The 13,934-nt window shown below is 73.2% G+C and carries 15 protein-coding genes and 1 pseudogene; 9 read left to right on the top strand and 7 right to left on the bottom strand.

Going from position 1 to position 13,934, the window contains the following annotated elements; all coding sequences use genetic code 11:
- Positions 1–41: 41 nt before the first annotated feature.
- The 3 genes from ACFV6X_RS19095 to ACFV6X_RS19085 all read left to right on the top strand — a co-directional run bounded on the left by ACFV6X_RS19095 (position 42) and on the right by ACFV6X_RS19085 (position 4,015).
- Positions 42–1,430, top strand: coding sequence for an aldehyde dehydrogenase family protein (locus tag ACFV6X_RS19095; protein ID WP_385384900.1), 1,389 nt, complete (start codon positions 42–44; stop codon positions 1,428–1,430).
- Positions 1,431–1,444: 14 nt separating this feature from the next.
- Positions 1,445–2,530, top strand: a complete 1,086-nt coding sequence (locus ACFV6X_RS19090; protein WP_385384897.1) for a Zn-dependent alcohol dehydrogenase — start codon at positions 1,445–1,447, stop codon at positions 2,528–2,530.
- A gap of 156 nt (positions 2,531–2,686) precedes the next feature.
- Positions 2,687–4,015 carry an MFS transporter gene (locus ACFV6X_RS19085; protein WP_385384895.1) on the top strand — a complete coding sequence of 443 codons (1,329 nt, stop codon included), beginning with the start codon at positions 2,687–2,689 and terminating at the stop codon, positions 4,013–4,015.
- Here ACFV6X_RS19085 and ACFV6X_RS19080 read toward each other — a convergent pair.
- The 3 genes from ACFV6X_RS19080 to ACFV6X_RS19070 all read right to left on the bottom strand — a co-directional run bounded on the left by ACFV6X_RS19080 (position 4,007) and on the right by ACFV6X_RS19070 (position 6,588).
- Positions 4,007–4,948, bottom strand: a complete 942-nt coding sequence (locus ACFV6X_RS19080; RefSeq protein ID WP_385384892.1) for a DMT family transporter — start codon at positions 4,946–4,948, stop codon at positions 4,007–4,009. The genes ACFV6X_RS19085 and ACFV6X_RS19080 overlap by 9 nt on opposite strands.
- A gap of 115 nt (positions 4,949–5,063) precedes the next feature.
- On the bottom strand, positions 5,064–5,900 hold the full coding sequence (locus ACFV6X_RS19075) for an ArsR/SmtB family transcription factor (RefSeq protein ID WP_385384889.1): 837 nt from the start codon (positions 5,898–5,900) through the stop codon (positions 5,064–5,066).
- Between the two features lie 46 nt (positions 5,901–5,946).
- Complete coding sequence (locus tag ACFV6X_RS19070) at positions 5,947–6,588, bottom strand: TetR/AcrR family transcriptional regulator (RefSeq protein WP_385384886.1); 642 nt, start codon at positions 6,586–6,588, stop codon at positions 5,947–5,949.
- Positions 6,589–6,675: 87 nt separating this feature from the next.
- Here ACFV6X_RS19070 and ACFV6X_RS19065 point away from each other — a divergent pair, with 87 nt between their 5' ends.
- The 3 genes from ACFV6X_RS19065 (at position 6,676) to ACFV6X_RS19055 (ending at position 8,916) form a co-directional block, all read left to right on the top strand.
- Positions 6,676–7,827 carry an acyl-CoA dehydrogenase family protein gene (locus ACFV6X_RS19065; RefSeq protein WP_385384883.1) on the top strand — a complete coding sequence of 384 codons (1,152 nt, stop codon included), beginning with the start codon at positions 6,676–6,678 and terminating at the stop codon, positions 7,825–7,827.
- A 59-nt stretch (positions 7,828–7,886) separates the two neighbouring features.
- Entirely contained in the window at positions 7,887–8,174 is a 288-nt protein-coding gene (locus ACFV6X_RS19060) for a YiaA/YiaB family inner membrane protein (protein ID WP_385384880.1), read from the top strand.
- A gap of 100 nt (positions 8,175–8,274) precedes the next feature.
- A complete protein-coding gene (locus ACFV6X_RS19055; RefSeq protein WP_385384877.1) occupies positions 8,275–8,916 on the top strand; it encodes a TetR family transcriptional regulator in 642 nt (213 codons plus the stop codon).
- Between the two features lie 27 nt (positions 8,917–8,943).
- On the opposite strand, the gene ACFV6X_RS19050 is transcribed toward ACFV6X_RS19055, so the two are convergent.
- Entirely contained in the window at positions 8,944–9,405 is a 462-nt protein-coding gene (locus ACFV6X_RS19050) for a MaoC family dehydratase (RefSeq protein ID WP_385384875.1), read from the bottom strand.
- A 112-nt stretch (positions 9,406–9,517) separates the two neighbouring features.
- On the opposite strand from ACFV6X_RS19050, the gene soxR reads away from it, so the two are divergent.
- Positions 9,518–10,039 (top strand): redox-sensitive transcriptional activator SoxR, encoded by a 522-nt coding sequence (gene soxR, locus ACFV6X_RS19045; protein WP_385384872.1) that lies wholly within the window; start codon positions 9,518–9,520, stop codon positions 10,037–10,039.
- A gap of 57 nt (positions 10,040–10,096) precedes the next feature.
- Here the strand turns inward: soxR and ACFV6X_RS19040 are convergent, their stop codons facing one another.
- From ACFV6X_RS19040 to ACFV6X_RS19030, 3 genes are all read right to left on the bottom strand, one after another.
- A complete protein-coding gene (locus ACFV6X_RS19040; protein ID WP_385384869.1) occupies positions 10,097–11,164 on the bottom strand; it encodes an RNA ligase (ATP) in 1,068 nt (355 codons plus the stop codon).
- Positions 11,165–11,238: 74 nt separating this feature from the next.
- On the bottom strand, positions 11,239–11,979 hold the full coding sequence (locus ACFV6X_RS19035) for a 3-keto-5-aminohexanoate cleavage protein (protein WP_385384866.1): 741 nt from the start codon (positions 11,977–11,979) through the stop codon (positions 11,239–11,241).
- Between the two features lie 189 nt (positions 11,980–12,168).
- On the bottom strand, positions 12,169–12,771 hold the full coding sequence (locus tag ACFV6X_RS19030; protein ID WP_385384863.1) for a hypothetical protein: 603 nt from the start codon (positions 12,769–12,771) through the stop codon (positions 12,169–12,171).
- A gap of 248 nt (positions 12,772–13,019) precedes the next feature.
- On the opposite strand from ACFV6X_RS19030, the gene ACFV6X_RS19025 reads away from it, so the two are divergent.
- Positions 13,020–13,193 carry a hypothetical protein gene (locus ACFV6X_RS19025; RefSeq protein ID WP_385384860.1) on the top strand — a complete coding sequence of 58 codons (174 nt, stop codon included), beginning with the start codon at positions 13,020–13,022 and terminating at the stop codon, positions 13,191–13,193.
- 269 nt (positions 13,194–13,462) lie between these two features.
- A pseudogene (locus ACFV6X_RS19020) lies at positions 13,463–13,925 on the top strand (penicillin acylase family protein); the annotation flags it as partial.
- Positions 13,926–13,934: the final 9 nt, after the last annotated feature.

Raw genomic sequence — 13,934 nt, 5'->3', positions numbered from 1 at the left:
TAGTTTGGGTGCCGACGACGCCGCTGTTCGGGAGGTAGGCCATGAAGGCCCGGGACGGGATGTACATCGACGGCGCCTGGCGCCCCGCCGCAGGCCAGGACGTGATCGAGGTCGTGAACCCGGTCGACGAGGAGGTCATCGGCCGGGTCCCCGCGGGCACCGCCGAGGACGTGGACCAGGCCGTGCGGGCCGCCCGCGCCGCCCTGCCCGGGTGGTCCACGACGCCGCCCGCCGAGCGCGCCGCGCGCCTGGCCGCCCTGCGGGACGTGCTGGCCGCCCGCAAGGACGAGATCGCGGAGACGATCACCGCCGAGCTGGGCTCGCCGCCGGCGTTCTCGCAGGCGGTGCACATGGGCGCCCCGATCGCGGTCGCGGGCTCGTACGCCGAACTGGCCGCGACCTACGCGTTCGAGGAGAAGGTCGGCAACTCGACCGTCTACCAGGAGCCCGTCGGCGTGGTCGGCGCGATCACGCCCTGGAACTACCCCCTGCACCAGATCGTCGCCAAGGTCGCCCCCGCCCTGGCCGCGGGCTGCACGGTCGTCCTGAAGCCGGCCGAGGACACCCCGCTGACCGCCCAGGCCTTCGCGGAGGCGGTGCACGAGGCGGGCCTCCCGGCCGGTGTGTTCAACCTGGTCACCGGCCTCGGCCCGGTGGCCGGGCAGGCGCTCGCCGAGCATCCGGGCGTCGACCTGGTCTCCTTCACCGGCTCCACGGCCGTCGGCAGCCGGATCGCCGCCACGGCGGGCGCCGCCGTGAAGAAGGTCGCCCTCGAACTCGGCGGCAAGTCCGCCAACGTCATCCTGCCGAGCGCCGACCTGGCCAAGGCGGTGGGCGTCGGCGTGGCCAACGTGATGTCCAACTCGGGGCAGACGTGCAGCGCGTGGACCCGGATGCTCGTGCACTCCTCGCAGTACGCCGCCGCCGTCGAACTGGCCGCCGCCGCGGCCGCCAAGTACGGCGAGCGCATCGGGCCCCTCGTGAACGCCCGGCAGCGCGACCGGGTGCGCGGCTACATCGACAAGGGCGTGGCCGAGGGCGCCCGCCTGGTCGCGGGCGGCGCCGACGCCCCGCGGGAGCGCGGCTACTACGTCAGCCCGACCGTCTTCGCGGACGTCACGCCGGAGATGACCATCGCCCAGGAGGAGATCTTCGGGCCGGTGCTGTCGATCCTGCGGTACGAGGACGAGGCGGACGCCCTGCGGATCGCCAACGGCACGGTGTACGGGCTCGCCGGCGCGGTCTGGGCGGGCGAGGAGGCGGAGGCGGTGGCGTTCGCGCGCCGGATGGAGACGGGTCAGGTCGACATCAACGGTGGCCGCTTCAACCCGCTCGCGCCCTTCGGCGGCTACAAGCGCTCGGGCGTCGGCCGGGAACTCGGCGTGCACGGCCTGACCGAGTACCTCCAGACCAAGTCCCTCCAGTTCTAGAGGAGTTCACTGTCATGGCTGTGCGTGCCGCCGTCCTTCCGGCTGTCGGTGCCCCGCTGGAGGTCACGGAGATCGACCTTCCCGCACCGGGACCCGGCCAGATCCGGGTCCGCCTCGCCGCCGCCGGGGTGTGCCACTCCGACCTGTCCCTCTCCGACGGCACCATGCGCGTCCCGGTCCCGGCCGTCCTCGGCCACGAGGGCGCGGGCACGGTGGTCGCCGTCGGCGAAGGGGTCACGCATCTCGCACCGGGCGACGGCGTGGTCCTCAACTGGGCGCCGTCGTGCGGCGACTGCCCGGCCTGCGCGCGCGGTGAGGTGTGGCTGTGCGCCGACGCCCTGAAGGGCTCCGCCGCCGTCCACGCCCACCGCACGTCCGACGGTGCCGAGTTGCACCCCGGGCTGAACGTGGCCGCGTTCGCCGAGGAGACGGTGGTGCCGACGTCCTGCGCGCTGCCCGCGCCTGCCGGGGTGCCCCTGACCGACGCGGCGCTCCTGGGCTGCGCGGTCCTCACGGGCTACGGCGCCGTGCACCACTCCGCGCGGGTCCGGACCGGTGAGACGGTCGCGGTGTTCGGTGTCGGCGGGGTGGGCCTGGCGGCCCTCCAGGCGGCGCGGATCGCGGGCGCGTCGCGGATCGTCGCGGTGGACGTCTCCCCGGAGAAGGAGGAACTGGCCCGCGCGGCCGGCGCCACCGACTACGTCGTCGCCTCCGACACCACGGCTCGTGAGATCCGCGCCCTGACCGGCAAGCAGGGTGTCGACGTGGCGGTGGAGTGCGTGGGCCGGGCGGTCACCATCCGCACGGCCTGGGAGTCGACCCGGCGCGGCGGCCGCACCACGGTGGTCGGCATCGGCGGCAAGGACCAGCAGGTCACCTTCAACGCCCTGGAGATCTTCCACTGGGGCCGCACCCTGTCCGGCTGCGTCTACGGCAACTCCGACCCGGAGCGGGACCTGCCGGTCCTGGCCGAGCACATCCGCGCCGGCCGCCTGGACCTGTCGGCCCTGGTGACGGAACGGATCGCCCTGGACGGCATCCCGGCCGCGTTCGAGAACATGCTGGCGGGCAAGGGCGGCCGGGCGCTGGTGATCTTCTGACGCCAGGCTTCCAGGAGTTCTGACCCAGAGGGACCCGGGCGCCACCCGGGTCCCTCTTGCCTCCCCGGTATCTTCACGCACGACCGTTGACCCCATACCGTCCGGTCAGTATGTTCCCCGGGAACGTCCCCACCGCACCCACCGGAGTGTGCACGCATGGACACGTCCCCCTCCGCTCACCCCACCTCCACCGCCACCACCGCCCGCCCCACGGGCAACCGCCGCCGGGTCGCCGCCTCGGCCGCCCTCGCCTCGGCCGTCGAGTGGTACGACTACTTCGTCTTCGGCATCGCCGCCGCCCTGATCCTCGGCGACCTGTACTTCCCCTCCGGCAGCTCCACCGCCGGCGTACTGGCCGCCTTCGCCACCTTCGCCGTCGGCTTCCTCGCCCGCCCGCTCGGCGGCATCGTCGCCGGTCACCTCGGAGACAAGCGCGGCCGCAAGCCGATGCTCGTCCTCGCGCTCACGCTGATGGGCGTCGCCACCACCGGCATCGGCCTGCTGCCGACGTACGAGACGATCGGCGTCGCCGCGCCGATCCTCCTCGTCGCCCTCCGGGTGGCGCAGGGCGTCGCCGTCGGCGCCCAGTGGGGCGGCGCGATGCTGCTGGCCACGGAGTACGCCCCCGAGGGCAGGCGCGGCGTCTACGGCAGCTTCGTCCAACTCGGCGTCCCCATAGGCGTGGTGACCGCCAACACGGTCTTCCTGCTGGCCGGCGCGCTCACCTCGGAGCAGGCGTTCGAGTCCTGGGGCTGGCGCCTGCCGTTCCTGGTCGGCGTCCTCGTGCTCGCGCTCGCCTGGTACATCCACACCCGGGTCGAGGAGACCCCCGAATTCCGGGACGCGGAGAAGGCGCTGGCCGAGCGGGAGAAGTCGGAGCAGAACAGCCCGCTGCGCACGATCCTGCGCCACCACCTCGGTACCGTCCTGCTCGCCGGCGGCTCCTTCGCCGTGAACACCGCGACGTTCTACATCCTGATCACCGGCGTCCTCGACTACACCACCCGCGAGCTCGACATGAACCGCGGCGCGGTCCTCACCGTCTCGCTCTGCGTCAGCCTCACCCAGCTCGTCCTGATCCCCGCCTCGGCCGCGCTCTCCGACCGTGTCGGCCGGATCAGGATCTACGCGCTCGGCGCGGTCGGCATCGGACTGTGGGCCGTACCGCTGTTCCTGCTGATCGACACCGGTTCCCTGCTGTGGCTGGCGGTCGGCACCTTCGTCGCCAGCTGTTTCCTCAGCATCATGTACGGCCCCCAGGCCGCCCTGTTCGCCGAGCTGTTCACGCCCGAGATGCGCTACACGGGCGCCTCCCTCGGCTACCAGATCGCGGCGGTCGCCGGTGGCGGTCTCGCGCCGTTCGTCATGGTGCTGCTGCTGGAGGCGACCGGCACGTCGATGGCGGTGTCCGCCTACATCATCGGCCTCGCCGTGATCGCGCTGCTGTCCATCAAGGTCCTTGCGGACCGGGCGCGTTCACGCTGACTTCGAGGCCGTCTGTTCGGTCCGCGACGCCGCCCCGCTCCCCGGCGCCGCGGACCGCGGCCGGGACCGCGACACGGCCACACCGGCCAGGCACAGCGCGCCGCCCGCCATCGTGAGCAGCCCGGGCACCTCGCCCAGCGCCAGCCACGACATCAGCACGACCAGGGCGGGCACCGCGTACGTCGTCGCGCCCATGCGGCTGGCCGTCGTCCGGGACAGGGCGTACGCCCAGGTGGTGAAGGCCAGCGCGGTCGGGAAGACGCCCAGGTACACCATGTTGAGGGTGGCCGACAGCGGCGCGTCGGCCGCCTCCGTCACCAACTGCCAGGAGAACGGCAGGCAGCACACCGAGCCGACCAGGCATCCGAACGTCGTCACCTGCAGCACGCTCGCGCGCCCGAGGGCCGGTTTCTGCGCCACGACCCCGCCCGCATAGGCGATCGCGGCCAGCAGGCACAGCACCACGCCGAGCACCGACGAGCCGCCCTCGCCGGTCATCGACAGCCCCACGGTCACCGCCCCGGCGAACGACACCGCCATCCCGGCCAGCAGCCGCGGCGGCATGGGATCGCCGAGCAGACGGGCGCCGAGCAGGGCGATGAGGATCGGGCCGACGTTCACGACCAGGGCGGCCGTACCGGCGTCGACCTGCTGTTCGCCCCAGTTGAGGGCGACCATGTAGAAGCCGAACCACAGCACGCCCGATATCGCGATCCCGCGCCAGGCCTCCCGCGGCGGCCACCCCTCCCCCCGGACGAGGAGGACCGCCCCCAGCACGAGGGCTCCGGCGAGCAGCCGCCCGAGCGCCAGCGCGCCCGGCGAGTACGCGGCTCCGGCGCTGCGGATCGAGACGAAGGCGGAGGCCCACAGCACCACCGTGACGGTGGCGGCGCCGGTGGCCAGCAGCTGGGTACGAGGGGCGACGTTCATCATGTTCCCGAGGTTAGGAGGGGGAGGGGGCCGCAGGCTCGCGGATTTCGGACGGGGAGCAGGGCAGGGCAGGCAGCTGGACACGGCGGGGAGCAGGGCATGAGGGGGAGCGGCGCACTCAGCGCAGCGCGGCCGCGTCGATGCCGAGCAGCGCGGACAGCGCCCGCTCACCGGCCGGCGTCACTTTCACCGCCCGCTCCGAGCCGATGCGTACGCACCAGCCCGTGTGCAGGGCGTGCCGGCACAGGGCGGCGCCCGCGACGCCCGCGAGATGAGGGCGGCGCTCGGTCCAGTCCAGGCAGGCGCGGGCGAGCGGACGGCGGCCGGTGCGGTCCAGGGCGATGCCCGCTTCGCCGAACCACCGCAGGCCCGCGTCCGTGAGCGCGAACCCGCCGGACCGCCCGTCGCCCGTGTGCCCGCGGGGTTCGCCGGCCGGTGCCGGGAGCCCGCGCGAGTCCAGTCTGCTGGGCTCCGGCACGGTCGGACTCGCGGCATCGGTGGGTCCCTTCGGCTCACCGGCCGGCCGCAGCAGTCCGCGCGCGGTGAGCGCGTCGGTGACCGTGATGCCGAGCCGCCCGGCGAGATGGTCGTAGCAGGTGCGGCCACGGGCCATGGCCGAACCGGCGCTCGCCTCGCGCAGTCCGCCCGGCCGCCGGATCACGGCACCGGGCGCGACCTGCGCGGCCAGGTCCTCCACGAGCTGCGCGATCCGCGCGTCGGCCAGCCGTACGTACCGGTGCCGGCCCTGCCGCTCCTCGGCCAGCACTCCGCCCGCGACGAGCTTGCCGAGGTGCTCGCTCGCCGTCGACGCGGCCACCCCGGCGTGCCGCGCCAGCTCACCGGCGGTCCACGCCCGCCCGTCGAGCAGCGCCAGCAGACAGGCGGCCCGCGTCTCGTCGGCGATCAGCCCGGCGAGCCGCGCGAGCGCCGGGGCCCGGGGGTCCTTGGAGGTCATGCCCCCAGCATGGGGCACACACCTTTCGGCGCCCACCGAAATATGCCTAGGCGAGCCGACCGACCTGGTCGTACTGCTGTGCCAGCCCGTCCAGCAGCGCGCCGAGCCCGGTCTCGAAGGCCCGCTCGTCGATCTTCTCCTGCCGCTCGGCGAGGAGGTGCGCCTGGCCGAGATGGGGGTAGTCGGCGGGGTCGTACGCGCTCTCGTCGGTCACGAAGCCCCCGGCGAACGAGCCGAGCGCGGAGCCCATGATGAAGTACCGCATCAGCGCGCCGATGGACGTGGCCTGCGCCGGTGGCCAGCCCGCCTCGACCATCGCGCCGTAGACGGCGTCGGCGAGCCGCAGCGCGGCCGGGCGGCGGCCGGGCCCGCGGGCCAGCACGGGCACGATGTTCGGGTGGTCGCGCAGCGCGGCCCGGTAGGAGACCGCCCAGTCGTGCAGCGCGGTCCGCCAGTCCCGCCCGTCCTCGAACATCGACAGATCGACCTGCGCGCTCACCGAGTCGGCGACCGCCTCCAGGATCTCGTCCTTGGTGCGGAAGTGGTTGTAGAGCGAGGGCCCGCTCACTCCCAGCTCCGCGGCGAGCCGCCGGGTGGAGACGGCCGCGAGGCCTTCCGTGTCCACCAGCGCCCGGGCCGCGTCCACGATCCGGTCGGTGCTGAGCAGGGGCTTGCGCGGTCGGGCCATGGCGCACATAGTAGGGCCGAGTCGGAAACTAGCAGTGCTAATTTAACGGACGACATTCAAGGTGTCCTTCATGTGGGGTGACGTGTCATGAACCTGGAACTGAGCGAGGAGCAGACCGCCGTACGGCAGCTCGCCCGGGACTTCGTGGACCGCGAGATCGCCCCCCACGTCATCACCTGGGACCGTGCCGAGGAGGTCGACCGGGGGATCGTCAAGAAGCTCGGCGAGGTCGGCTTCCTCGGCCTGACCGTCGACGAGGAGTACGGCGGCAGCGGCGGCGACCATCTCGCGTACTGCCTGGTCACGGAGGAACTCGGCCGCGGCGACTCCTCCGTGCGCGGCATCGTCTCCGTCTCCCTCGGCCTGGTCGCCAAGACCGTCGCGGCCTGGGGCGACGAGGAGCAGAAGCGGCGCTGGCTGCCCGGCCTGACGTCCGGCGCGTACGTCGGCTGCTTCGGCCTCACCGAGCCGGGCACCGGCTCCGACGCCGGCAACCTGACCACCCGCGCGGTCCGCGACGGCGGGGACTACGTCATCAACGGCACCAAGATGTTCATCACCAACGGCACCTGGGCCGACGTCGTCCTGCTCTTCGCCCGCTCCACCGGCGCGCCCGGTCATAAGGGCGTCTCCGCGTTCCTCGTGCCGGCCGACACGCCGGGACTGACCCGCCGCACCCTCCACGGCAAGCTCGGCCTGCGCGGCCAGGCCACGGCCGAACTGGTCCTGGAGGACGTCCGGGTGCCCGCCTCCGCGATGCTGGGCCCGGAGGGCAAGGGCTTCTCCGTGGCCATGTCCGCCCTGGCGAAGGGGCGGATGTCGGTCGCGGCCGGATGCGTCGGCATCGCCCAGGCCGCACTCGACGCGGCGGTCCGCCACGCGGGGGAGCGCGAGCAGTTCGGCCGGACCATCGCCCATCACCAGCTCGTCCAGGAGCTGATCAGCGACATCGCCGTGGACGTCGACGCGGCCCGGCTGCTGACCTGGCGGGTCGCCGACCTGATCGACCGCGGGCTGCCCTTCGCCACCGAGGCCTCCACGGCCAAGCTCTTCGCCTCGGAGGCGGCCGTGCGCGCGGCCAACAACGCCCTCCAGGTCCACGGCGGCTACGGCTACATCGACGAGTACCCGGTGGGCAAGCTGCTGCGCGACGCCCGCGTGATGACCCTCTACGAGGGCACGAGCCAGATCCAGAAGCTGCTCATCGGGCGGGCGCTGACAGGGGTTTCGGCCTTCTGAGTACCTTCTGAGTACTTCGGCGGATGTGGTGGGCGCCACGTCCGCCGACCCTGTTCCTCATGAGTGACACACCGGTCAAGCAGCAGAGCACGGCCGCCTTCTACGGACAGGCCGTCGCGTCGTTCGCGCTCGCCCTCGGCGCCACCGCCGTCGGCATCTTCCGGCTGGAGGCCGACCCGTGGGTGCGGGCCTTCCTCGCCATCGCCGTCCTCTACCTCGTCACGTCCGCCTTCACGCTCGCCAAGGTCGTCCGGGACCGGCAGGAGGCCGGGCAGATCGTGAGCCGGGTGGACCAGGCCCGGCTGGAGAAGCTGCTCGCCGAGCACGACCCGTTCGAGAAGCTCTGAGGGCATGCTGCGTGCGGGCGCCCCGGGAGGCCTCACTAAGCGCTCGCTCAGCTTCGGCGGTATGGTGGTGCCTCTGATCGGCGAGAGGGGCGAACGAGCGATGACTACGGCGGAGGAGACGGCCGGCGGCGAGCTGCAGGCATGGGCCGAGGTCACCCCCGAGGCGGCCCGGCGACTGCTGATCGCCGCCGTGGAGGCCTTCGCCGAGCGCGGCTACCACGCCACGACGACCCGTGACATCGCGGGCCGCGCCGGGATGAGTCCGGCCGCGCTCTACATCCACTACAAGACCAAGGAAGAGCTGCTGCACCGCATCAGCAGGATCGGCCACGAGCGGGCCCTCGACATCCTGCGCACCGCGGCCGGGCGCGAGGGCAGCGCGAGCGAGCGGCTCGCCGACGCGGTGAGCTCCTTCGTGCGCTGGCACGCCGGGGGGCGCACGACCGCGCGCGTGGTGCAGTACGAACTGGACTCGCTGGGCCCCGAGGCCCGCGCGGAGATCGTCGCGCTGCGCCGGCAGTGCGACGCCGAGGTGCGCGGCATCATCGAGGACGGCGTCGCCGCGGGCGAGTTCGAGGTGCTCGACGTCCAGGGCACGACGCTCGCGGTGCTGTCGCTGTGCATCGACGTCGCCCGCTGGTTCAACATCGACGGCCCCTGGACGCCCGACGAGGTCGGCGCGCTCTACGCCGACCTCGTACTGCGGATGGTGGGCGTGCGGAAGGCGCCGACCGCGCGGTAGCGGCGGCGTCCCGGAGGCGGCCGCGGCTCAGAGGTAGTACCGCGACACCGACTCGGCCACGCACACCGGCTTGTCGCCGCCCTCGCGTTCCACGCTGAAGGCGACGCTCACCTGGATGCCACCGGTCACGTCCTCGACGCCGGTGATCTTCGCGGTGGCGCGCAGCCGGGAGCCGACCGGGACGGGGGCGGGGAAACGGACCTTGTTGGTGCCGTAGTTGACACCCATCTTCATGCCCTCGACGCCGATCAGCTGCGGGCCGAAGAGCGGCAGCAGGGAGAGCGTGAGGTAGCCGTGCGCGATCGTCGTGCCGAAGGGGCCGGCGGCGGCCTTCTCCGGGTCGACGTGGATCCACTGATGGTCGCCGGTGGCCTCGGCGAACAGGTCGATCCGCTTCTGGTCGACCTCCAGCCAGTCGGTGTACCCCAGTTGCTCGCCCACCGCCGCCTTCAGCTCGTCGGCTGACGTGAAGATCCTCGGCTCTGCCATGTCCCGGCCTCTCGCGTGGCGACTGCAATGTCTAAGCAACTGCTTAGCATGGTGCCGTCCGGGGCCGCTGTCAACGGACCCGGGCCGTCGGCGACTGGGTAGGCTTCGAGAGGTGCCCCAGATTCCCGAGAAGATCCACGAGCTCACGGTCGGCCAGCTCGCCGCGCGCAGTGGCGCCGCCGTCTCCGCCCTGCACTTCTACGAGGCCAAGGGGCTGATCAGCAGCCGCCGCACCCCGGGCAACCAGCGCCGCTACACCCGGGACACGCTCCGCCGCGTCGCCTTCGTCCGCGCCGCCCAGCGTGTCGGCATCCCGCTGGCCACCATCCGCGAGGCGCTCGCCGAGCTGCCCGAGGAGCGCACGCCCACCCGGGACGACTGGGCCCGCCTGTCCGAGGCCTGGCGTTCGGAGCTGGACCAGCGGATCAAGCAGCTCAACCGGCTCCGCGACCACCTCACGGACTGCATCGGCTGCGGCTGCCTCTCCCTGGCCACCTGCGTCCTGTCCAACCCCGACGACATCTCCGGCGAACACCTCTCGGGCTCCAGCCTCCTGGTGGAACGCCCGCCCGGCGGGCAGCGGCGGGCGTCGCGGGGGCGGGAGCAGCAGCCGGAGCCCGAGGAGTGCCGCTAGCGGGGACGGTCGCCCGGCGGGACCGCGCTCGCGCCCGCCCCGCCGACCGCTCGCCGCTCACTCGTACTCGGTTCCGCCCTTCCGGGTCAGATACGCCGGGCTCACCGCCTTCGCCACCGCCCGGCCGCCGGTCACCGGGCTGTAGCGCTCCGTCACCGGGCGGATCACCACGCCCTCGCGCAGGTGCAGGTTCCGACCGGACACCGTCTCGCGGCCCGAGGCGAACTCCAGTACGCGGGCGATGTCGTACGGCCCGGTGAACAGACGCGGCACCGACGGCAGCTCTCCGCCCAGCAGTTGCTCCGCGTCCAGCCAGCGCACCTGGCCGTCGATCTCCGCGGACACGTCGAACACCGCGTACCCCAGGGTGTCGCGCCGCCCGTCCGCGCCGTACGTCAGGTCCTGCACCCCGGCGCCGTACACCTCGCCGAAGATCCCGACCCGGCGCGCCCCCAGCCGCCGGGCGAGCCGTGCCGCGGCCTCCGCGACGCCGTGCCCGCGCACCGCGCGCCAGTAGAGGTTGCGCGGGTCCTCCTTCAGCGCCAGCGACTTCGCCCCGAAGCCCTTGGAGGAGACGTACACCCGGTCCTCGCCGGCGACGTACGTCACCAGGCACGCCGAACCGTGCAGCTTCTCGGTCAGCACGACGGGCTCACCCGGCCTGAAGATGTCCGGGTGGCGCTGGACGTTCTCGATGTCGACCCAGGGCAGCAGCTCGGGCGCCGACTCGACGTCGCCGTTCATCGTGGGCGGTACCGGCGGCACCCACTTGGTGATGCCGAGCCGCTCCGCGAAGTCCGTGCCGTCCGCCGCCGCGGCCGCCAGATCGACGTCCGCCAGCGCCTTCGGCCGGCACACGATCCCCTGCGACAACTCGCCACGCAGCCGCACCGCCTTGACCCTGTCCACCTTGCCGCCCGCCAGCCGCCCGGTCAGCCCCAGCTCCTCGATCAGCCCGGCGGGCAGCACGGCCTGCTCGGGGATGTAGAGCGCGGCGTCGCCGGTGCGGTAGGCGCCCTTGGCGACGACGGCCCGGTACAGGCCGACCTGGGCCAGGTCGAGCGCGTCCGCGTTCGGATGCTCGTGGACGGTCAGCACTTCGGCGGTGACACGCAGCGTCGACATGGGGGACTCCTCGGTCCTCAGTGGTGTCTCGTCGCCGCCAACTGTCCGTGTCCGAAAGCGCTGGTGCGACCGGTTTACCGGCTGCTACCGTCCCGTGCTTCCGCGTACGCCCGTACCGCCTCCGCCACCAACCGCGCGTTGGAGTCGGCCGGTTGCCCGTCCGGCAGGACCAGCATGTCCTCCAGGCCGGCGCGGGTCGCCAGCCCCAGCCGGCCGGCCAGCCGCAGCACGGGCCACGCGCTGTCGTCCGTGCCGTGCAGCAGCACCGGGCGGCCGTGCGCGGAGCCCAGCTCGGCCAGCAGCGCCCGCGCGCTGTCCTCGGCCGTCACCGGCAACGGATCGGTCACCTCCGCGAGCACCCGCAGCACCCTCGGCCCGAGCGGCGAGCGCGCGAACCGTGCCGCCCCGTCCGTCCCGGACCAGATGCCCGCCTCGACGCCCACCCCGGCGTCGAGCAACGCGGCGGCCAGTTCCTCGGCGCCCGGCTCGTGCCAGTTGACCGACGCGTGGTCGGGCAGCACGGTCCAGCCGCGCACGCGCTTCAGCCGGGCCGCCGGATCGGGCTCGGCCCAGGCGCCGGTGGTCACCCCGACCGGCACCGGCACCCGCCGGCGCAGCGCCTGGAGCGTGGCGGCCACCACGCGCGCGGACAAGGAGTCGTGCCCGCACGGTGTCTTGGGGTGGACATGGACGTCGTCCGCCCCGGCCGCGACCGCGCGCGCGGCGTCCTCGGCCATCGTCTCGGGCGTCAACGGCACCCTCGTGCCGTCGGTGGCCTCGCGCGTCCCGTTGAGACAGACCTGCACGTTCACCATGCCTCGATGGTGCCAGGCACCACCGGTCGCGTGCGTGCCGAGACATCCGCCGGCATCCGCCGCGTACCGGGGCATCCGCCGTTCAGGGGGTGCGGCATCCCCTGCGCACCCCCAGCCGGTCCGCGGCGGACGGCACATGGCCCGCCACGTACACCCCCGTTGCCCCGTGGCCGTGGCACTCGTGGCGTCTCAGGCGGACATCAGCAGTCGTTCGCGCCTGGCGTACGCCAGGGCCTCGGGCGTGAGCACGGGGCGCGGGACGAGAATTCCGCAGTCCGTGCAGACCGGGCCTGACGAGGGCTCGTGATCCAGGTCGTACTTCCAGCGCAGGCGCTCCCCGTCACACACGGGGCACGCCGAGCCGGGCTCGCGCTCCAGCGCCGCGATGATCTGCCGCAGCACTTCCGCCAGCGGCTCCGCCGGGTGCACCTCGGGGTCGTCGCACCAGGCGACCCCGAAACCGCCCCAGGTCAGCCGGTGCCAGTCGTCCACCGTGCCCGGCCGGCGCAGCCCGTCGTGCTTCTCCTTCTTGCGGCGCTCGGCGAACTCGACCTCGTAGGCCAGCCACACGGCTCGGGCCGCCTCCAGCTCCTCCAACGCGGCCACGAGCCGCGCAGGGTCGGGAGAACGGTCCTCCGGGCCGAACCCGGCCCGGGTGCACAAGTGGTCCCAGGTCGCCCTGTGCCCGTAGGGGGCGAATCGCTCAAGGCACTTGCGTAGCGAGTAGCGCCGTAGCGCCAGGTCGCATCGGGGGTCGCGTACCTGTCTCGCCAGACTCCGGAAACCGGCCATCGCCCTGCACCTCCGTCACACCTGCACCTGTACTTCGGTCACTTCGGCGTCGTCGTACGGACGTCGCCGAATAGACGTATCGACCAGCGATTCGGCTCCATCCGTTTTCCTCCGCGTGACGACGGCCACTCCCGGGCGGTCGTCGCGACCCGCACAGGTGACGTGTCGCGCTCGACAGACTGAGAACTCCCCACAGATCCCACGGGTTCCTGAAGACGGCTTCCGTATGCGTCCTGATTGCCGGTCTTTTGTCCTCGCTTTCCCGGGCGGCGGCCTCCCCGGCCCACCCGGACGCCGAAGCGGCGGCCGTCGCCGACCACTGCGGCAGCGGGTGCTCGGACATCCTGCCGCCGGGTCGGAACGGCAACGCCACCCTCGCCCAGAGATCCTCCTCCACCGGCCGGCCGGGCGCGGTGACGTGACGATCCGCCTTCGCGGGCGGCGCGGCCGCCAACCAGGGTCTGGAGCAGGGTCCCTGGCGCAACGCGCCCTGCAGCGAGGCCGGATCTCCAGGCGCAGATCGACGGCGTCGCCGCCGACGGCGAGCGGGGCCGCCGGGCCCTCGCCGACGTGAACGCCCACGTCGACGGCATCAACGCCGACATCGCCGCCTCCGACAGCGGTCGCTGCTTCCCCGGCGAGTACGCGGCGGGTCACACCGGCTCGCCGGTCCGCACGATGGCCCAGGCGGGCCTCACCGAGGGGGGAGGCCGTCCTGCCGAAGGCGCCGAAGGTGGCCGACAGCTCTCCGGTGACCGACCCGGCGGCCGCCGCGGCGGTGGCCGAGCTGTCGGCGTGGGTGTCCGCCGGGTCCCGGCGCACCGAGACGTCGGCCGGTTCGCACACCTACGCGCACGCCGACGCGATCGGGGTCGTGAACGCCTGGTGGCCGCTGCTGGTGAAGGCCGCGTTCGAACCCGGCCTCGGCAGTGACCAATTCGCGGCGCTAACCGCCGGCCTGCCGGTCGACGAGTCCCCGTCCGCCGCCCCCGGGCCGACGGAGCGCGCGCCAGACGAACCGGTGCGCGGCGGGCGGCCAGTGGTGCGCCGACCCGGTCGTCCACCGTCCGCCGGGCGGCATCGGGCACGGCGGGGTCAGCCGGCAGAACCGGCCGACCTACCAGCAGGTCGTGGAGGTCACCTCACACAGGTGACCTCTTCGG

The organism is Streptomyces sp. NPDC059861, from assembly GCF_042731435.1.
Classification (GTDB): domain Bacteria; phylum Actinomycetota; class Actinomycetes; order Streptomycetales; family Streptomycetaceae; genus Streptomyces.
Note: the sequence above shows the minus strand (reverse complement) of the source record. Positions and strands in the feature narration are given on the sequence as shown.

Excerpts from the sequence above, each read along its gene's own strand:
- ACFV6X_RS19095 (WP_385384900.1), top strand. The coding sequence starts at position 42 with ATGAAGGCCCGGGACGGGATGTACATCGACGGCGCCTGGCGCCCCGCC.
- ACFV6X_RS19070 (WP_385384886.1), bottom strand. The coding sequence starts at position 6,588 with ATGGCCCGACCGCGCAAGCCCCTGCTCAGCACCGACCGGATCGTGGAC.
- ACFV6X_RS19080 (WP_385384892.1), bottom strand. The coding sequence starts at position 4,948 with ATGATGAACGTCGCCCCTCGTACCCAGCTGCTGGCCACCGGCGCCGCC.
- ACFV6X_RS19065 (WP_385384883.1), top strand. The coding sequence starts at position 6,676 with ATGAACCTGGAACTGAGCGAGGAGCAGACCGCCGTACGGCAGCTCGCC.
- ACFV6X_RS19035 (WP_385384866.1), bottom strand. The coding sequence starts at position 11,979 with ATGGTGAACGTGCAGGTCTGTCTCAACGGGACGCGCGAGGCCACCGAC.
- ACFV6X_RS19055 (WP_385384877.1), top strand. The coding sequence starts at position 8,275 with ATGACTACGGCGGAGGAGACGGCCGGCGGCGAGCTGCAGGCATGGGCC.
- ACFV6X_RS19050 (WP_385384875.1), bottom strand. The coding sequence starts at position 9,405 with ATGGCAGAGCCGAGGATCTTCACGTCAGCCGACGAGCTGAAGGCGGCG.
- ACFV6X_RS19060 (WP_385384880.1), top strand. The coding sequence starts at position 7,887 with ATGAGTGACACACCGGTCAAGCAGCAGAGCACGGCCGCCTTCTACGGA.
- ACFV6X_RS19040 (WP_385384869.1), bottom strand. The coding sequence starts at position 11,164 with ATGTCGACGCTGCGTGTCACCGCCGAAGTGCTGACCGTCCACGAGCAT.
- ACFV6X_RS19075 (WP_385384889.1), bottom strand. The coding sequence starts at position 5,900 with ATGACCTCCAAGGACCCCCGGGCCCCGGCGCTCGCGCGGCTCGCCGGG.
- ACFV6X_RS19090 (WP_385384897.1), top strand. The coding sequence starts at position 1,445 with ATGGCTGTGCGTGCCGCCGTCCTTCCGGCTGTCGGTGCCCCGCTGGAG.
- ACFV6X_RS19030 (WP_385384863.1), bottom strand. The coding sequence starts at position 12,771 with ATGGCCGGTTTCCGGAGTCTGGCGAGACAGGTACGCGACCCCCGATGC.
- ACFV6X_RS19085 (WP_385384895.1), top strand. The coding sequence starts at position 2,687 with ATGGACACGTCCCCCTCCGCTCACCCCACCTCCACCGCCACCACCGCC.